The 17,195-nt window shown below is 19.5% G+C and carries 15 protein-coding genes; 5 read left to right on the forward strand and 10 right to left on the reverse strand.

Annotated elements, in window-relative coordinates; genetic code table 11:
* Positions 1-88: 88 nt before the first annotated feature.
* From nuoF to parC, 9 genes are all read right to left on the reverse strand, one after another.
* Positions 89-1,369 (reverse strand): NADH-quinone oxidoreductase subunit NuoF, encoded by a 1,281-nt coding sequence (nuoF, locus tag GJT90_RS01845; RefSeq protein WP_168920178.1) that lies wholly within the window; start codon positions 1,367-1,369, stop codon positions 89-91.
* Complete coding sequence (gene nuoE, locus GJT90_RS01850) at positions 1,356-1,865, reverse strand: NADH-quinone oxidoreductase subunit NuoE (protein WP_168920179.1); 510 nt, start codon at positions 1,863-1,865, stop codon at positions 1,356-1,358. Before nuoE ends, nuoF begins: the two co-directional genes overlap by 14 nt.
* 6 nt (positions 1,866-1,871) lie before the next feature.
* Positions 1,872-3,680: an NADH-quinone oxidoreductase subunit C/D gene (gene nuoC / locus GJT90_RS01855; RefSeq protein ID WP_425482528.1), complete on the reverse strand. Its 1,809-nt coding sequence runs from the start codon at positions 3,678-3,680 to the stop codon at positions 1,872-1,874.
* Between the two features lie 52 nt (positions 3,681-3,732).
* Entirely contained in the window at positions 3,733-4,389 is a 657-nt protein-coding gene (locus GJT90_RS01860) for a NuoB/complex I 20 kDa subunit family protein (protein ID WP_168920181.1), read from the reverse strand.
* A gap of 49 nt (positions 4,390-4,438) precedes the next feature.
* A complete protein-coding gene (gene ndhC, locus GJT90_RS01865) occupies positions 4,439-4,804 on the reverse strand; it encodes an NADH-quinone oxidoreductase subunit A (RefSeq protein WP_168920182.1) in 366 nt (121 codons plus the stop codon).
* Between the two features lie 37 nt (positions 4,805-4,841).
* A complete protein-coding gene (gene thrC, locus GJT90_RS01870) occupies positions 4,842-6,146 on the reverse strand; it encodes a threonine synthase (RefSeq protein WP_168920183.1) in 1,305 nt (434 codons plus the stop codon).
* The gene (gene thrB / locus GJT90_RS01875; protein ID WP_168920184.1) at positions 6,143-7,081 is read right to left on the reverse strand and encodes a homoserine kinase; all 939 of its coding nucleotides are present in this window, start codon (positions 7,079-7,081) and stop codon (positions 6,143-6,145) included. Before thrB ends, thrC begins: the two co-directional genes overlap by 4 nt.
* A gap of 21 nt (positions 7,082-7,102) precedes the next feature.
* Entirely contained in the window at positions 7,103-9,550 is a 2,448-nt protein-coding gene (gene thrA / locus GJT90_RS01880) for a bifunctional aspartate kinase/homoserine dehydrogenase I (RefSeq protein ID WP_168920185.1), read from the reverse strand.
* Between the two features lie 460 nt (positions 9,551-10,010).
* Positions 10,011-12,263 carry a DNA topoisomerase IV subunit A gene (gene parC, locus GJT90_RS01885; RefSeq protein ID WP_168920186.1) on the reverse strand — a complete coding sequence of 751 codons (2,253 nt, stop codon included), beginning with the start codon at positions 12,261-12,263 and terminating at the stop codon, positions 10,011-10,013.
* Positions 12,264-12,430: 167 nt separating this feature from the next.
* Between parC and GJT90_RS01890 the strand changes: the two genes are divergently transcribed.
* Both GJT90_RS01890 and GJT90_RS01895 read left to right on the forward strand, forming a co-directional pair.
* Complete coding sequence (locus tag GJT90_RS01890; protein ID WP_168920187.1) at positions 12,431-13,489, forward strand: 3-deoxy-7-phosphoheptulonate synthase; 1,059 nt, start codon at positions 12,431-12,433, stop codon at positions 13,487-13,489.
* Between the two features lie 41 nt (positions 13,490-13,530).
* The gene (locus GJT90_RS01895; RefSeq protein ID WP_168920188.1) at positions 13,531-14,577 is read left to right on the forward strand and encodes a chorismate mutase; all 1,047 of its coding nucleotides are present in this window, start codon (positions 13,531-13,533) and stop codon (positions 14,575-14,577) included.
* A gap of 58 nt (positions 14,578-14,635) precedes the next feature.
* Here the strand turns inward: GJT90_RS01895 and bamD are convergent, their stop codons facing one another.
* On the reverse strand, positions 14,636-15,352 hold the full coding sequence (gene bamD / locus GJT90_RS01900) for an outer membrane protein assembly factor BamD (RefSeq protein WP_168920189.1): 717 nt from the start codon (positions 15,350-15,352) through the stop codon (positions 14,636-14,638).
* Positions 15,353-15,434: 82 nt separating this feature from the next.
* Here bamD and GJT90_RS01905 point away from each other — a divergent pair, with 82 nt between their 5' ends.
* The 3 genes from GJT90_RS01905 to GJT90_RS01915 all read left to right on the forward strand — a co-directional run bounded on the left by GJT90_RS01905 (position 15,435) and on the right by GJT90_RS01915 (position 17,191).
* A complete protein-coding gene (locus GJT90_RS01905) occupies positions 15,435-15,614 on the forward strand; it encodes a S4 domain-containing protein (RefSeq protein WP_168920190.1) in 180 nt (59 codons plus the stop codon).
* A gap of 14 nt (positions 15,615-15,628) precedes the next feature.
* The gene (locus GJT90_RS01910) at positions 15,629-16,387 is read left to right on the forward strand and encodes an RluA family pseudouridine synthase (RefSeq protein ID WP_281352660.1); all 759 of its coding nucleotides are present in this window, start codon (positions 15,629-15,631) and stop codon (positions 16,385-16,387) included.
* Between the two features lie 165 nt (positions 16,388-16,552).
* Positions 16,553-17,191 carry a DsbA family protein gene (locus GJT90_RS01915; RefSeq protein ID WP_168920191.1) on the forward strand — a complete coding sequence of 213 codons (639 nt, stop codon included), beginning with the start codon at positions 16,553-16,555 and terminating at the stop codon, positions 17,189-17,191.
* The last annotated feature ends 4 nt before the right edge of the window (positions 17,192-17,195 follow it).

Raw genomic sequence — 17,195 nt, forward strand, 5'->3', positions numbered from 1 at the left:
CGTAGTATATTAATTTATAATAAAAATACCTTATTGATAATAATTACAATGTTTAAATTTATTTATTTTTATATAAAAAATAATTAATTTAATAAGTTATCCCATATTCAAATTCATGTAAAAAATATTTTAAGGCACTATTTAAAGGAGCCATAGCACCTGGTGCATGTGCACAAAATGGTCCTTCGTCCTTTAATAAATTACTCATATCTTTTAATATAATAAGATCTTTAGTAGATCCTATTTTTTTTTCTAAATTGTTTAATATTTTTACAATCCAAGGTAGTCCTTCCCTACAAGGGGTACATAAACCACAAGATTCTCTTGCAAAAAAAGTTTCTAAATTTTTTAGTAAAGATACTATATTAATTTTATTATCTATAGCTATAGATATACCAGTTCCTAATCTACTTCCTGCATTATAAATAGTAATAAAATCCATGGGTAAATCTAAATGATTTTCCATTAAAAATCCAGTCCCCGCACCACCAGGTTGCCATGTTTTAAGTTTTAATCCTTTTTTCATACCACCAGCATATTTTTCTAAAACAATACGAGCTGGAGTACCAAAGGGTAATTCCCATAATCCAGGTTTTTTTACATTACCAGAAAAACCTAACATTTTTGTTCCACTATCATTTTTACTATTTGATAAATTCTTATACCAATCAGATCCATAATTTATTATCCCAGGTATATTAAAAATAGTTTCAACATTATTTACACATGTAGGTTTTCCCCATAATCCAATTGTGGAAGGATATGGAGGTTTAAAACGAGGATTAGCACGTTTACCTTCTAAAGAATTAATCAATGCTGTTTCTTCTCCACATATATATCTACCAGCACCAATATGAAGATAAATATCAAAATTGAAATTAGTATTTAAAATATTTTTACCTAATACTCCAAATTTATAGGCTTCTTTTATTACTATATTTAAAATTTTTGCACATTTAACATATTCTCCTCTTAAAAAAATATATCCTTTATTAGCTTGAATAGCAAAAGCACTAATAATCATTCCTTCTAATAATTGATGTGGAATATGTTCTATTAAAAAACGATCTTTATAAGTACCAGGTTCCATTTCATCAGCATTACATAAAAAATAACGAGTTTCTGAATTATTATTTTTTTTTGGCATGAGATCCCATTTTAAACCAGTATAAAAACCTCCACCTCCCCTACCTTTTAATTTTGATTTTTTTACAATATCAATTATTTCTTGTGGATTATTTTTTTTTAAAATTGTTTTTAAAATTTGATAACCATTTTTTTTTATATATTTTTTTATAAATATTGTTTTATTTTTATTAATACGCCATGTTAAAGGATGTGTTTCTGGATTAGGATTAATTATTTTCATAAATATATTTATCCAATATTTTGTTAAAACTATTAATTGTTAATGAATTATAAATTTTTTCATTAATCATAATAACAGGACTATTTTCACAATGACCTAAACAACATATAGGTATTAAAGTAAATAAATTATCAGTAGTTGTTTGTCCTGGAAGAATTTTTAATTTTGTTGTAATATTTTTTAAAATTTTTTTATATCCTGTTATATAACATACAATACTATCACAATATTTAATTACATATTTACCAACTGGTGATCTAAAAATTTGACTATAAAATGTTGCTATACTATCAATTTCAGAAGGATGTACATTTAAAATATCGGAAATAAAAATAATAATCTCATCAGAAATCCATCCATATTTTTTTTGAAAAAAAATTAATATTTCTAAAATAGCAGCATTATTACATTTATAATGATTTTTAATTTTATTAATAATTTTTAATTCTTTTTCATTTAAAATCAAACTAATTTTATTAAATATTTTTTTTGTCATATTATTTTAACGATCTACATCAGACATCACAAAGTCAATACTACCTAAATAAGTAATCAAATCTGATATTAAACTACCACAAATTACAGATGGTATTTGTTGTAAATGAGGGAAACTAGGTGTTCTAATTCTAGTTCGATAACTTATCGTATTTCCATCACTTATTAAATAATAACTATTAATACCTTTTGTGGCTTCAACCATCTGAAATGATTCATTTGCAGAAATTAATGGTCCCCAAGAAACTTGTATAAAATGTTGAATTAATGTTTCTATATCATTTAACATTCTATTTCTTAAAGGAGGAGTTGTTAAAGGATGATCTACTTTATATAATCCTTCAGGCATATAATTTAAACATTGATTTATGATACGTAAACTTTGCCAAATTTCTTCAAATTTTAATAAAACTCTTGAATAACAATCACTAATATTTTTACCTATAGGAATTTCAAAATCAAAATTTTCATATCCAGAATAAGGACGCCATTTTCTAACATCAAAATCTAATCCAGTTGCTCTTAATCCTGTACCAGTTACTCCCCAAGATATTGCTTCTTGTTGATTATAAGATGCTATATTTTTAGAACGAGATATTAAAATACTATTTTGTAATGCTACTTTTTTATATATTTTTAATCTTTTAGGTAACCAAATAATTAATTTTTTTACTAAAATATCCCATCCTTTAGGGAGATCTTGTGCTAAACCTCCTATTCTAAACCATGATGGATGCATTCTAGCTCCAGTAATAAACTCAATAATATCATATATTTTTTGTCTATCAGTAAATGCTAAAAACACAGGAGTCATAGCACCTACATCTTGTATAAAAGTAGATAAAAATAATAAATGACTATTAATACGAAATAATTCTGATAACATTATTCTAATAACTTTAATTCTATCATTAACAATGATATTAGCTAATTTTTCTACTGCCAAAATATAAGGCATTTCATTAATACATCCACCTAAATATTCAATTCTATCTGTATATGGAATATATGTATGCCATGTTTGTCTTTCAGCTATTTTTTCTGCTCCTCTATGATGATAACCTATATCCGGTATGCATTTAATAATTTCTTCACCTGATAATTGTAATATTATTCTAAATGCACCATGAACAGAAGGATGATTAGGTCCTAAATTAAGGAACATATAATTATTATATTTTTTATTATCATCTATTGATAAATTCCATTCTTTTGGATTAAAATCAGAAGAACTAATATCTAGTTTATATTTTTCTTTAGTTAAAGAATAAGGTTTAGATTCTGTAGCTCTAAAAGGAAAATCTTTACGTAAAGGATAACCATTATCCCAATTTCTAGGTAATAATATATGAGTTAAAAATGGATGATCAATAAAATTAATACCATACATTTCCCATATTTCTCTTTCATACCAATTAGCATTTTTATAAAAATTAGTTATAGTATAAACACTTAGAAATTTTTTTTTTAAAGGAATTTTAATAATTATATCTGAATTTCGATTAATAGAAATTAAATGATAAAATAAAGAAAAATCCATTTTAGACATTAGTTTAAATTTATTATAATGTAATCTTTCATCTATACCATGCATATCATATAACATATTATATGGATTATTAATTTGAGAAAAAAATTTCATAAATTTTATTAAATCTTTATTTCTAATCCAAATAATTAATGGCATTTTATTATTCATATTATTTTGTATAATAAATTCTTTAAAACTAAAATTATTATTTAATTCATTTATTATCGATTCTTTATATTTTTTATAAAAAAATTTATTATGTTTTTCTCCTATTTTCTGAATTATTTTATCAAAAAAATTATTCATAATTGAATCCTATTATAAATTTCATATAAAATTATATATTATTATTTAATTTAATATTTTTATTAAAAAATTTACTAGATGATTTCATTTTAGCTTTATATATACCTTGATCTCCTAAAACCCAAGATAAAGGACGTCTTTCATTATTAATAGATTTTTGTAATAATAATAATGCTTGTATATACGATTCTGGTCTGGGAGGACATCCTGGTATATAAATATCCACAGGTAAAAATTTATCTACTCCTTGTACAACAGAATATATATCATACATTCCTCCAGAATTAGCGCAAGAACCCATCGAAATTACCCATTTTGGTTCTAACATTTGATCATATAATCTTTGTATAATAGGGGCCATTTTTAAAAAACATGTTCCAGCTATTACCATAAAATCTGCTTGTCTAGGAGATGCTCTTAAAACTTCAGAACCAAAACGTGCTATATCATTAATAGATGTAAATGAAGTAGTCATTTCTACATAACAGCAAGATAGACCAAAATTATATGGCCATAAAGAATTTTTTCTACCCCAATTAATTATTTTATGTGTAATTTTCTTTAAATTTCCTAAAAAAATATTTTTATTAATTTGCTCATTCATAGGATCATAATTAATAATTTTTTTATCTTCTAAAGGAAATTTTTTTTGATTATTAATTTTAGATTTTGTAATAGTATATTTCATTTTATAAAGTATATATTTCAAATTTAATATTTTTTAAAATTTTTCTTTTTTAATCAAAAGCTTTCATTTTAAATAAATAAAATAAAGTAACTAAAATAGTGAAAATAAATAATATTCCTTCAATAAAACCTTCAAATTTTACAATTTTAATAGAAACAGACCATAAATATAAATATAATGATTCAATATCAAAAATTATAAAAAATATTGCTATCAGATAAAATTTAATATGGATTTTTATTTTATTATCACCATAAGAAAAAATTCCTGACTCGAATGGAATATGTTTATCTAAACCATATGAATGTCCTCCTAAAAATAATGATATTAACATCATTATACAACTAATAATAATAGCAAAAATTTGAAATATTATAAAATAATTATAATTTAAAACTAATTTATTTATTACCATAATGTATACTCTAGATTAAAAATCTATTTTATTAAAATTATATAATATAATTTTTTATTAAAAATTTTTTTAAATGATCAAAATTATTAGATAAGGTATAAGATAAATTTTTTTTTTTATTACAATTAACTAATATATTAGGTAATATTACTTTTTTATTTAAAATATTAAAAATATAATCTTGAAATTTAGATGGGTGAGCAGTACCAAGAAATACATTAAATGTATTTTTTTCTGATATTTTTTTTTTTAATGCACAATAACTTACAGCTGAATGTGGTTCTAAAATATATTTATATTTATTATACACATCTATTATGGTTTCTGTTGTTTTAATATCTGTAATTACAGAAGATGTTAATTCACTTAAATTCCAATTTTTTTTATGAAAAATTTCTTCAACTCTAGGCCAATTGTTAGGTGAACTAACATCCATTGCATTTGATAAAGTTGGTATAGTTTTTTTAGGTAACCAATTTCTTGTATTTAAATATCTAAAAACTGTATCATTTACATTAGTAGCTGCAATAAATTTATATATAGGTAAACCAATCGCTTTAGCTATTAAACCAGCAGTTAAATTTCCAAAATTACCACTAGGAATTGAAAAAATAATTTTTTTCTTTCTTTCTTTTAAAGGTATTTGAGCAAATGCTTCAAAATAATAACATATTTGGGCTATTAAACGACTAATATTAATTGAATTAGCTGAATTAAAAGATAAAATTTTATTAAGTTCTTTATCATTAAAAACTTGTTTAATAAGATTTTGACAATCATCAAAATTACCTTTAATAGCAATTGTTTTTATATTATTACCTATAGTACAAAATAATTTTTCTTGTAAAACAGAAATTTTTTTATAAGGATATAATATTATAACTTCAATATTATTAATTTTATTAAAAGCATGAGCAACAGCCGCACCAGTATCTCCAGAAGTAGCAGTTAAAATAATAATTTTATTTTTTTTATTAAAAAAATTTAACATTTGTGCCATAAAACGTACACCAAAATCTTTAAATGCTAAAGTTGGTCCATGAAATAATTCTAAACAAGAAAGATTATTATCAATTAAATTTAATATTAATGGAAAATTAAATGCTTTTTTTATTTTTTTTTTTAAAATCTCTAAAGAAATTTCTTTTTCATTAATAAATAATGATAATAGATAACTACTTCTATCTATAAAATCAAAATTTAATATATCTTTAATTATGTTATTATTTAATTTTGGTAAAGTTTTAGGAAAAAATAAACCTTGATTTTTTCCTAAACCTATTTTTAAAACTTGATTAAATGTTTTTTGTTCTTTATGATAATTAAGATTATAAAATTTCATGTTCTCTCCATAATTTTAGTACCTATCTCATTTATTTTACAAATATAAACAAAACCATTTTTTTTTAAAAAATTTTTTTTTAACCAATTAACCATATTATATGCAATATTTAAATTATTAAAAATACTAAATACAGTTGGTCCTGATCCTGCAATACCATAACTTAAAGCACCAAATTTTTTTGCTGTATAAGTAATTTGTTCAAAATTAGGAATAAGAGATTTTCTATAAGGTTCTACAATAAAATCTTTCATTAATTTTAATGCCAGTAATTCTTGTTTTGTATGACTAGCATGTATAAATCCTGCTAAATATTGACTTTGTTTAATAAAAATTTCTTTTTTATATAAATTTGGTAATATTTTTCTGGAATCATATGTGGATAATTTAATACCAGAATATGCAATCACCCAGAACCAATTTTTAAAAATTGGAATATTTTGAATTATTAAATTATCTTTATCAGTTATTAAAATTAATTTCATACCACCAAAAAAACAAGGAACGATATTATCGTAATGTATATTACCTGATAAAAATCCTTCTAATTCTCCCATTAATCTTAATAAATCATATTCTTTTAATGGATTATTACAAAATAAATTTATTGCTTTTAAGAAAGCAACTATAGAACAAGCACTTGAACCCAGTCCAGATGAAACAGGAACATTTTTTTCTAAAATAATTTTTAAAGGAATTTTTCGACCAATTTTATTACAAAATTTTATCCAACAATGAAAAATAATATTTTCATATTTTTCTTTTGGTAAATCATTAAAAAAATAACCTTTATTTATTAAAGTAAATTTTTTAGATGAATAAATTGATATAAAATCTCCTAAAATTCCTCCATCTATTCTAGATAACGCTATTCCTAGCGTGTCAAAACCTACATTAATATTACCAATAGAAGCAGGAGAATAAATTTTAATCATAAAAATCATTCCTTATTTTAATTAAATGAGACGTAGTAAATCAGTAAGTACTCCTGCAGCAGTTACATCATTTCCTGCACCATATCCTCTTAAAACTAAAGGATATGGTTGATAATAATCAGTATAAAAAGCAAAAGAATTTTCTCCATTTTTTATTTCAAAAAATGGATGATTTTTATCAACTTCCATAATTTTTACTTTACAAAATCCTTTTTTATTTATACTACCAATATAACGTAATACTTTATTATTTTTTTTAGCTTCTTGAATTTTTTTTTCAAAAATTTTATCAAAATTTAACAAAGATGAAAAAAATTCTTTAATAGAATGTTTTTTATCATAGTTATTTGGAATAATAGGTTCTACAATAATATCATTTAATTCTAAATTATAACCAATTTCTCTTGCTAATATAAGTAATTTTCTAGCTACATCTATTCCTGATAAATCTATTCGTGGATCTGGTTCAGTAAATCCCATTTTTTCAGCTATTTTTATAGCTTCAGAAAAAATAATTCCTTCTTCAAGTTTACCAAAAATAAATGAAAGAGATCCTGATAAAATACCAATAAAATTATTAATTTTATCACCAGTTTTTAATAGATTTTGTAAAGTACTAATAATAGGTAATCCAGCACCAACATTAGTTTCATAGAAAAAATTTAAATTTAATTGATTTGCTGTAAAGTGTATTTGATTATAATATTTCATTTTAGAAGAGTTTGCTTTTTTATTTGCAGCTATTATATTTAAACCATAACTTAGAAAGTTTATATATTGATTTGCAATTTCTTGTGAAGAAGTACAATCTATAATAATAGGATTCATAAACTTATGTTTTTTTAAGTTATTAAATAAAACTTCTGTTGTATTTGTATTAGAAAGATTCTGTTTTAAATTTCGTTTCCAATCTTTTAATTTGAGACCATTTACATCTATTAATGAATATTTAGTATTAAAAATACCACAAATATTTAGAATAATATTTTTTTTTTGAAAATAATTTCTTTTTTGATAAATTTGTTTTAATAAGCAACTACCAATACCTCCGGTACCTATAATAAAAATTTCTAATATTTTCTTTTTATGAAATAATATTTTATGTGCTATTTCTATAATATTTTTTGTAAAATTTTTTTTTATAATAACAGCAATATAATTTTGAAAAATATTTTGTGATATATGAAATATTTTTATTTTTGTTATTTTAAAAATATGTAAAAAATCGGATATTATATTTGAAGAATTATTAATTTGATCACTTACTAATGAAATAATTGACAATTGTTGAATAATAGAAATTGGTTTAATTAATTTATGTTGAAATTCTAAATAAAATTCTTCTTCTAATAAAGATTTAATATATTTTAAATTTTGATTTGAAATAAAAATATTAATATTACACCTTTCAGAAGATTGTGTTACAAAATAAATAGATATTTTTAATTTGAAAATAAAAAATAATATTCTAGATATAATATTTTTTATGTGTTTATTTTTTTCTCCATTAATATTTAACATTGATATATTTTTTAATTCAGTTATACCTTTTATCATATATAATGAATTTTTAATATTACTACTAATTAAAGTTCCATTAGATTTTAAATCTATTGTATTTTTAATAATACAAGGTATATTATTTTTTAACATAGGAAATAAAGTTTTATAATGAATAACTTTAGCTCCAAAATATGCTAAAGTTATTGCTTCTTGATAAGAAATAAATTCTAATAATTTTGTGTTGGATATTATATTAGGATCTGCTGTATGAATACCATCAACATCAGTCCAAATTTCACAATGTTTAGCCTTTAAACAAACAGCTAATACTGATGCCGAATAATCAGAACCATTTCTACCTAATAAAACAGTTTCTTTTTTTTTATTAACAGCAGAAAATCCTACCATTAATATTATATCAATATTAGAAATATTAATATTTTTAATATTTTTTAAAGTTAAAGGAATATCAATTGTTGATTCTAAATAACTACCATATGCCAATAAATATTTTTTAGGAGAAATTATATATATTTTATATTTTTTTATTTTTAATAAAGATTCTAATATAATAATAGAAAAATTTTCACCTTGTGATAAAATTTTTGCTCTAATTATATCAGGACAATTATTAATTAAATTAATACCATATAATAACTGCTCTATTTTATTAAAAATTTTATTAAATTTATTTTTAATAAAAGTAATATCTAAATTTTTAATTTTTTTTTTTAAATCATTAATTAAATTTATAAAAAATTTTTGTATATAAATAAAATCTTGTTTATAATCCCTCTTTTTTATAGATTTTTCTATCATTATTTCTAAAATATTTGTAATATTTGCTGGAGCAGATAAAACAACAGCTATTTTATTTTTTTTTAGATAAATATTAATTATATTAGTTACTAATAGAAATTTTTCTGCATTTTTTAATGATGTACCACCAAATTTCAATACTCTCATTGTTTCAACCTACCTCAATTTTTAAATATAAAAATATGCATAATTATACATTTATAATTTTTATAAAATAACATATACTAATATTTTTATTTAAAAAAATAAATTTTAATTTTTTATTTAGATAAAAATATTCTTAACTATATTTAATTAATAACTAATTTTTAATAAAATTATTTTACAAATAATTTAAAAAAAAATCTAAATTTTATTTATATAAAATTTTTTTTTAAAAATCATTAACATATATTAATAATATTGTAACATGAAAATAGTTTTAATTATTTAATAATTTTATTAATTTATATTAATAATATTTTTTATATTAAAATTAATTATTTTTTATTCAATTTTTATAAAAAATTAAATATAATAATTTATTAATTTAATCTATTAAATTACATTTTTATGTATATATTATAAATATTTAATAAATGAATTAATTTTAAAAATTTTAAACATTTTAATTTTCAATTTTTTTAATAAAAATATTTTTAATATTATTAATATTTTTATATGGAAAACCTTTATTTCCTTTTACAGAATAAAATATTTTTAATTTTTCATATGTTAATTTAAATTGTTCGGTATTAGTCTGTATATAAACTATAGAATTTTTATTAACAAGAAATATCCATTTTAATTTATCTTTATTTTGAAGAAAATCTTTATTATTAATAAAAATTAATCTACTTCCTTTTCCTTTAGTTAATCTAGGTATTTCATTTACAGAAAATAGTAAAAATTTATTTAAAAATGATACAACTAAAATTTTATCATTTTTATTATTAACTACTAAAGGAGATAAAATTTCAGCATTATCTGTTAAAATCATAAATAATTTTCCATTTCTATTACATGCAATTAAATCATGAAATTTACATACAAAACCATAACCGGAATTAGAAGAAAGAATAATTTCTTGATTATTAGATTCCATTAATAAACTTTTAATTATTGATCCCTGTGTAATATTTAATTTACTATTTAAAGGTTCTCCTTGACTACGAGCTGCTGGTAAAGTAGTAGAATCGATACTATAACTACGTCCTTTAGAATCAATAACAACTATATTTTGATTTTTTTTACCTTTTACAGAAATTAAAAATGAATCTCCTGATTTATAATTAAGGTTTAATGGATCTATAGTATGACCTTTGGCACATCTAATCCAACCCATTTTAGAAAGAATAATTGTAATAGGTTCATCTGAAACTAATTCATATTCATTTAATAATTTTGCTTCTGTTCTTTTTTTTATCATTGAACGTCTATTATTACCATAATTATTAGATGCTGATAATATTTCTTTTTTTAATAATAAATTCATTTTTTGTTTAGAAAACAATATTTTTTGAATTTTATCATGTTCTATTTTTAATATTTTTTTTTCATTAATTAATTTTTTTTCTTCCATAAATGAAATTGAACGTAATTTAAAATTAAGTAAATTTTCTATTTGCATATTGGTAAGATTAAATTTTTTTTTAATAATAGAACTAGGATCTATATTTAATCTAATAATTTTTATAAATTTTTCTAAATTAGAATATACAATTAATAATCCTTGTATAACATGTAGTCTTTTTTCTAATTTATTTAAATAAAAATTTAAACGTTTTTTAACTATATAACGTCTAAAAATAATCCATTCTGATAATATTTCTATTAAATTTTTTACAGCAGGTTTATTATTTAAACCTATCATATTTAAATTTATACGATAACTTTTTTCTAAATCAGTAATAAAAAATAAATGATGCATAATTTGTTTTATAGTTAAATAATTAAAATTATTACGAATAATAATAACTATTCTTGTAGGATTTTCATAATCTGATTCATCTCTAATTTCTTCAATCATTGGTAATTTTTTATTTCTAATTTGTAAAGTAATTTGTTCAATAATACGTATTCCAGAAACTTGATGAGGTAATGCTGTAATTATAACTGTATTATCTTTTATTTTCCATACTGCTCTTAATTTAATAGAACCTCTACCTTTTTCATATATTTTATATATATCTTCTCTTGAAGTTATAATTTCACTACCAGAAGGAAAATCTGGACCTTGAATTATATCTAAAAGATCAGATAATTTTGTTTTAGGATAATCAATTAATTTAATTATAGCCTTAGATATTTCTTTAATATTATGAGGAGGAATATCTGTTGCCATACCTACTGCTATTCCTGTAGAACCATTTAAAATTATATTAGGTAAACATGCAGGTAATATTTTAGGTTCTAATAATGTTCCATCAAAATTAGGAATAAATTGTACAGTACCTTTTTCTATTTCATTTAATAATATATTAGAATATTTTGATAAACGTGATTCCGTATATCTCATTGCAGCAAATGATTTAGGATCATCTGGAGAACCCCAATTACCTTGACCTTCTATTAAAGGATATCTATAAGAAAATGATTGTGCCATAAGAACCATTGCTTCATAACATGCTACATCTCCATGAGGATGATATTTCCCTATAACATCACCAATCGTTCTAGCTGATTTTTTAAATTTAGATGAGGATTTTAAACCTAATTCAGACATGGCATATATAACTCTTCTTTGTACTGGTTTTAGTCCATCACCAATATGAGGCAAAGCTCTATCAGAAATAACATAAATAGAATAATTTAAATAAGCATGTTCAGCAAATTTATATAATGGAATAGATTCTATTGTATTTTTTATTAATTTACTCATTCTTTCACCTTAAAATTAATTTTTAATTATAATTAAATTTAAAAATATTTTATTATAAAATAAAAATTCTTATTGTATAAATTTTATTATTTATGAAATAAAATTAAACTTTATTAAATAAATATGTTATTTTTATGCAATAAAATTTTATTTATGGATATTTTGTTATGAAAAATAATAATTTTAATCATAATCAATATTTAATAACTCCAAAAGAACTTAAAGATCAGTTACCAATATCTCAAAATATAAAAAAACAAGTTTTAATATCACGTAAAATTATATCAAATATAATTTCTGGAAAAGATCACAGATTATTAATTATTTGTGGACCTTGTTCAATACATAATATAAAAGAAGCAATAGAATACGGAAATTTTTTAACAAAAATATTTTTAAAAATTAGTCATAGTATATATCTTGTTATGAGAGTATATTTTGAAAAACCTAGAACTATTTTAGGATGGAAAGGATTAATTAATGATCCATATATGAATAACTCTTTTGATATTAATAAAGGTTTATATTTAGCTCGTAAATTATTAATAAAATTAGTTAATATGAATATTTCATTAGCAACTGAAATATTAGATCCCAATACATCAAAATATCTTGAAGATCTTATTAGTTGGGTAGCAATAGGAGCACGTACTGTTGAATCACAAACACATAGAGAAATAGCATCTTCATTAAAAATACCTATTGGTTTTAAAAATAACACAGATGGTAATATATTTTCTGCTATAAATGCTGTTCAAGCTTCTTCTCAAAAACATCATTTTGTTGGTATAAATAATAATGGTAAAATTTGTATAATCAATAGTATGGGTAATAAAAATTGTCATATTATTTTACGTGGAGGAGTAACTCCAAATTATTATAAAAATAATATAAAAGAATATGAAAAAAATATTTTAAAATTAGGATTAAAACCTAGAATAATGATAGATTGTAGTCATAGTAATTCTAATAAAGATTTTGAAAAACAAATTTTAGTTATTAAGTCAATAATATCACAAATTAAAGAAGGAAATAATTCTATTATAGGAATAATGATAGAAAGTTATATTAAAGAGGGAAATCAAATATTAGACATTAAAAATCCTAAAAAATTAAAATATGGCATATCAATTACAGATGGATGTATAAATTTACAAATGACAAAAGATATTCTTTTTCTTATATACAATGAATTAAATTCTATACTTAAATTTCGTTCTTTATAAATTTTTATATAAAAAATACTAAATTAAATAATTAAAATTATATGTTAAAAAAATTAGTTATATTACGTAATAAAATAGATATTTTAGATACAAAATTACTAGAAATAATAACTAAAAGATTAATTTTAGTAAAAAAAATAGGAGAAATAAAAAATAAGTATAAATTACCTATTTATGTTCCAGAAAGAGAAAAATATATAATTCAAATAAAAAGAAAAGAAGCAATAGATAAAGGAATATCTCCTGATCTTATTGAAAAAATATTATATTGCATAATAAATGAATCTTATATATATGAACAAAAAAAAAAATTTAAAAAAATAAATTTTAATATTTTACGTATATTAATTATTAGTAATAATAAAATGGGATCTTTTTTTCAAAAAATGTTAATTATGTCAGATTATAATGTTTTTTTTATAAAATTAGAAAATTTTAAATTTAATATAAAAAATTTATTATATACTGATGTAGTAATTATTAGTATTGATATAACAAAATCATATTTTAATAAATTAATTAATATATTAAAAAAATTACCTAAAAATTGTATACTTATAATTCTTTCTTCTATAGAAAATATATTAATAAATAAAATATCAAAAATATATCTAGGACCAATTCTTTGTTTATATCCTTTATTTGATTCAAAAAATATTGTTTTAATAAAAAAATCTATATTATGTTGTTTTATAAATAAACCCAAATATTATATTTGGTTTATAAAACAAATGGAAATTTGGGGATTAAAAATAAAAAATATAAATATTACACAATATAATCATTTTCTTTTTTTAAAATCACTACAATATTTTTCTACACTAATAATATATAATCTTTTTTTATTAAAAAAAAAAAAACCATTAAAAAAACAATTATCATTATTATCAATACCTTTTGATAATTTAAATTTTTTCCCTTTAAAAAATTTTTTTTTAAAAGATCTAAAATTATATATAAATACAATTTCATTTTCTAAAAATAATAAAAAAAATATCAAAAAATATTTAAATTATATGAATAATATTGTTAATTTAATTAAAAAAAGAAAAATTGAAGAAATAATAAATATTTTTCATTATAATTAAAAATAAAATTTTTAAAAAAAACTTAATATTTATAAAATATTAAGTTTTTTAGAAAAGATTATTTTAAGAATTGATTTAAAGATTCTTTTAATATTTTTTTTACTAATTTAGTTTCTATATTATTAGAAGAATAATATTTTAAAAATCTTATACATCTATTAATTGATGCAATATACATTTTTTTTTTAAATAAAAATTTAATAATATTAAAATCAAATTTTCTTAAACGTTTTTTCATATTAAATAACTGATATTTTAAATATTTTATAAAAATACTATTAGGATAATTTTTAATAAAAATATATGTATCTCTCATCGCTAAATTAGTGTAAAAAGGATTACAATTTGATCTGTTTATTCTAAAAAGATTCTGTATTTCATTATTTTGATCTAAAGATATTTGTGATATAATTCTAACGTAAAAAACATAATCTAAAAAAGGAGAGTCATTATACGAATTAATAAATTCTTCTGTAAAATCTAAAACATTTAAAAAATTTTGATCAATATAATTTAAATAAATTAAATATATCAAAACTTTTTCAGTATACATATTATACGGATATTTTATATAAAAATTTTGAAATTTGAATAAAGCTTTTTTATATTTATGATTAAATAAAAATTTTATTGATTCTAGGTATTTTATTTTTAAAAGAAATTTAGAATTTATTTTATTATTAGTACTAGAATATTCACAACCAGTTGTAAATAATATCAATATTAATATTAAAATATTAATGGTAATAAAATTTTTTTTTTTTAAAATACTCATTTTTTTTTCTTTTACAAGACTATTAATTAATATTAATATAAATATACAATAAATTTCGTTTTAGATAAAAATATTTTAATATATGAAAAATATAAAATTAGTATTAAAAGTTTCTTCTAAATATAACAAAAAAAGATTAGATATATTTCTTTCAAAAAAAATTATACAATTTTCAAGATCTAAAATAAAAAAATTAATCATAAATAATTTTATTAAAATAAATGATATTATTATAAATATACCTAAAAAAAAATATTTTTAAATGATATAATCAAAATTGATGCAATAATTTCTAATACAAAAATTAAATGGAAAGCACAAAATATACCACTAAATATAATTTATGATGATAATTATATTTTAGTTATAAATAAACAGTCTAATTTTGTTGTACATCCTGCAAATAAAAATATGGAAAATACTTTATTTAATTCTTTATTATATTATTATCCTATTTTAAGAAATTTACCAAGAGCTGGTATTATACATAGATTAGATAAAGATACTACAGGATTAATGATTATAGCAAAAAATATTCATTCATATATATTTTTAAAAAAAGAATTAAAAAAACATAATATTACTCGTGAATATGAAACAATTGTAAATGGAATAATAAATAAAAACGGAATAATTGATTATCCAATTAAACGTATATATAAAAAAAAAAATATTATTATGGAAATTAATTCTTTGGGTAAAGAATCAATCACAAAATATTTTATAAAAAATATTTTTAAAATTCATTCTCATTTAAAAATTAGGTTACAAACTGGTAGAACACATCAAATTAGAGTTCATTTATCATATATTAATCATAGTATTGTAGGAGATGCTGTATATAAAAATAAAAAAAATATTTTTTTATATAATAATATTTATAAAAATAATATTAATAAAATAATTAAAAGACAAGCATTACATGCTTGTTATTTAAGATTTATGCACCCATTTTATAAAATTTTTATAGAGTTAAATTCATCATTACCAAATGACATGATTAAATTAATTAGTTTTTTAAAAAAAAATATTTAATTTCAAAAAAAATTTTTTTATAAAAAAATAAAAAATTAAAATAAAAATTAAAAAATTAATTTTATTAATATAATAAATTGGTTTATAATTTAAATATGTAAATTAATAAATTTATTAAAAAGAAAAATTATGATGAACATAAGAAAATATATAATATTTTTTAGCATGTTGTTATGTCTAATAACATTTAATGTTTGTTTAGCATCAAAACCGCCTCAATCACTTTTTTATGATGTTTTAACATTACAAAAACAAAAATTATATAATAAAGAACTATTAAATAAAAAACCATCTATAGTGGAATTTTTTTCATTTTTATGTCCTCGTTGTTATGAATTTTATATAGGAATAAGTGAAAAATCTTTAAAAAATAAAATACCTAAAAATATAAAAATTTTTAGACATCATTTAAATCAATTTAATGATGAAAATGGTCTTGGAAGTTTAACAGGTTATGCTTGGGTTGTTGCAAAAATGTTAAATGTAGAAGATAAAGTAATTGGACCAATATTTGAAGGTATACATAAATATGATAATATTCATGATTATAAAAGTATAAGAAAAGTTTTTGTTAAAGCTGCTGGTATTAATAACCATATTTTTGATACAGCATGGAATAGTCATATAGCTCAAACATTATTTATAAAAGAAACAAATTTAGCTGAAAAATTAGATATACATATTGTTCCTAATATTTATGTAAACAATAAATATGAAATAAATCTTTCTGAATTATATGCTAGTTATTATAATGATTTTTTTAAATATTATATTGATTTAGTAATTAAACTTTCAAAAAATTAAGATA

This window comes from Enterobacteriaceae endosymbiont of Donacia dentata, assembly GCF_012570745.1.
In the GTDB taxonomy this organism is placed as follows: Bacteria; Pseudomonadota; Gammaproteobacteria; order Enterobacterales; family Enterobacteriaceae.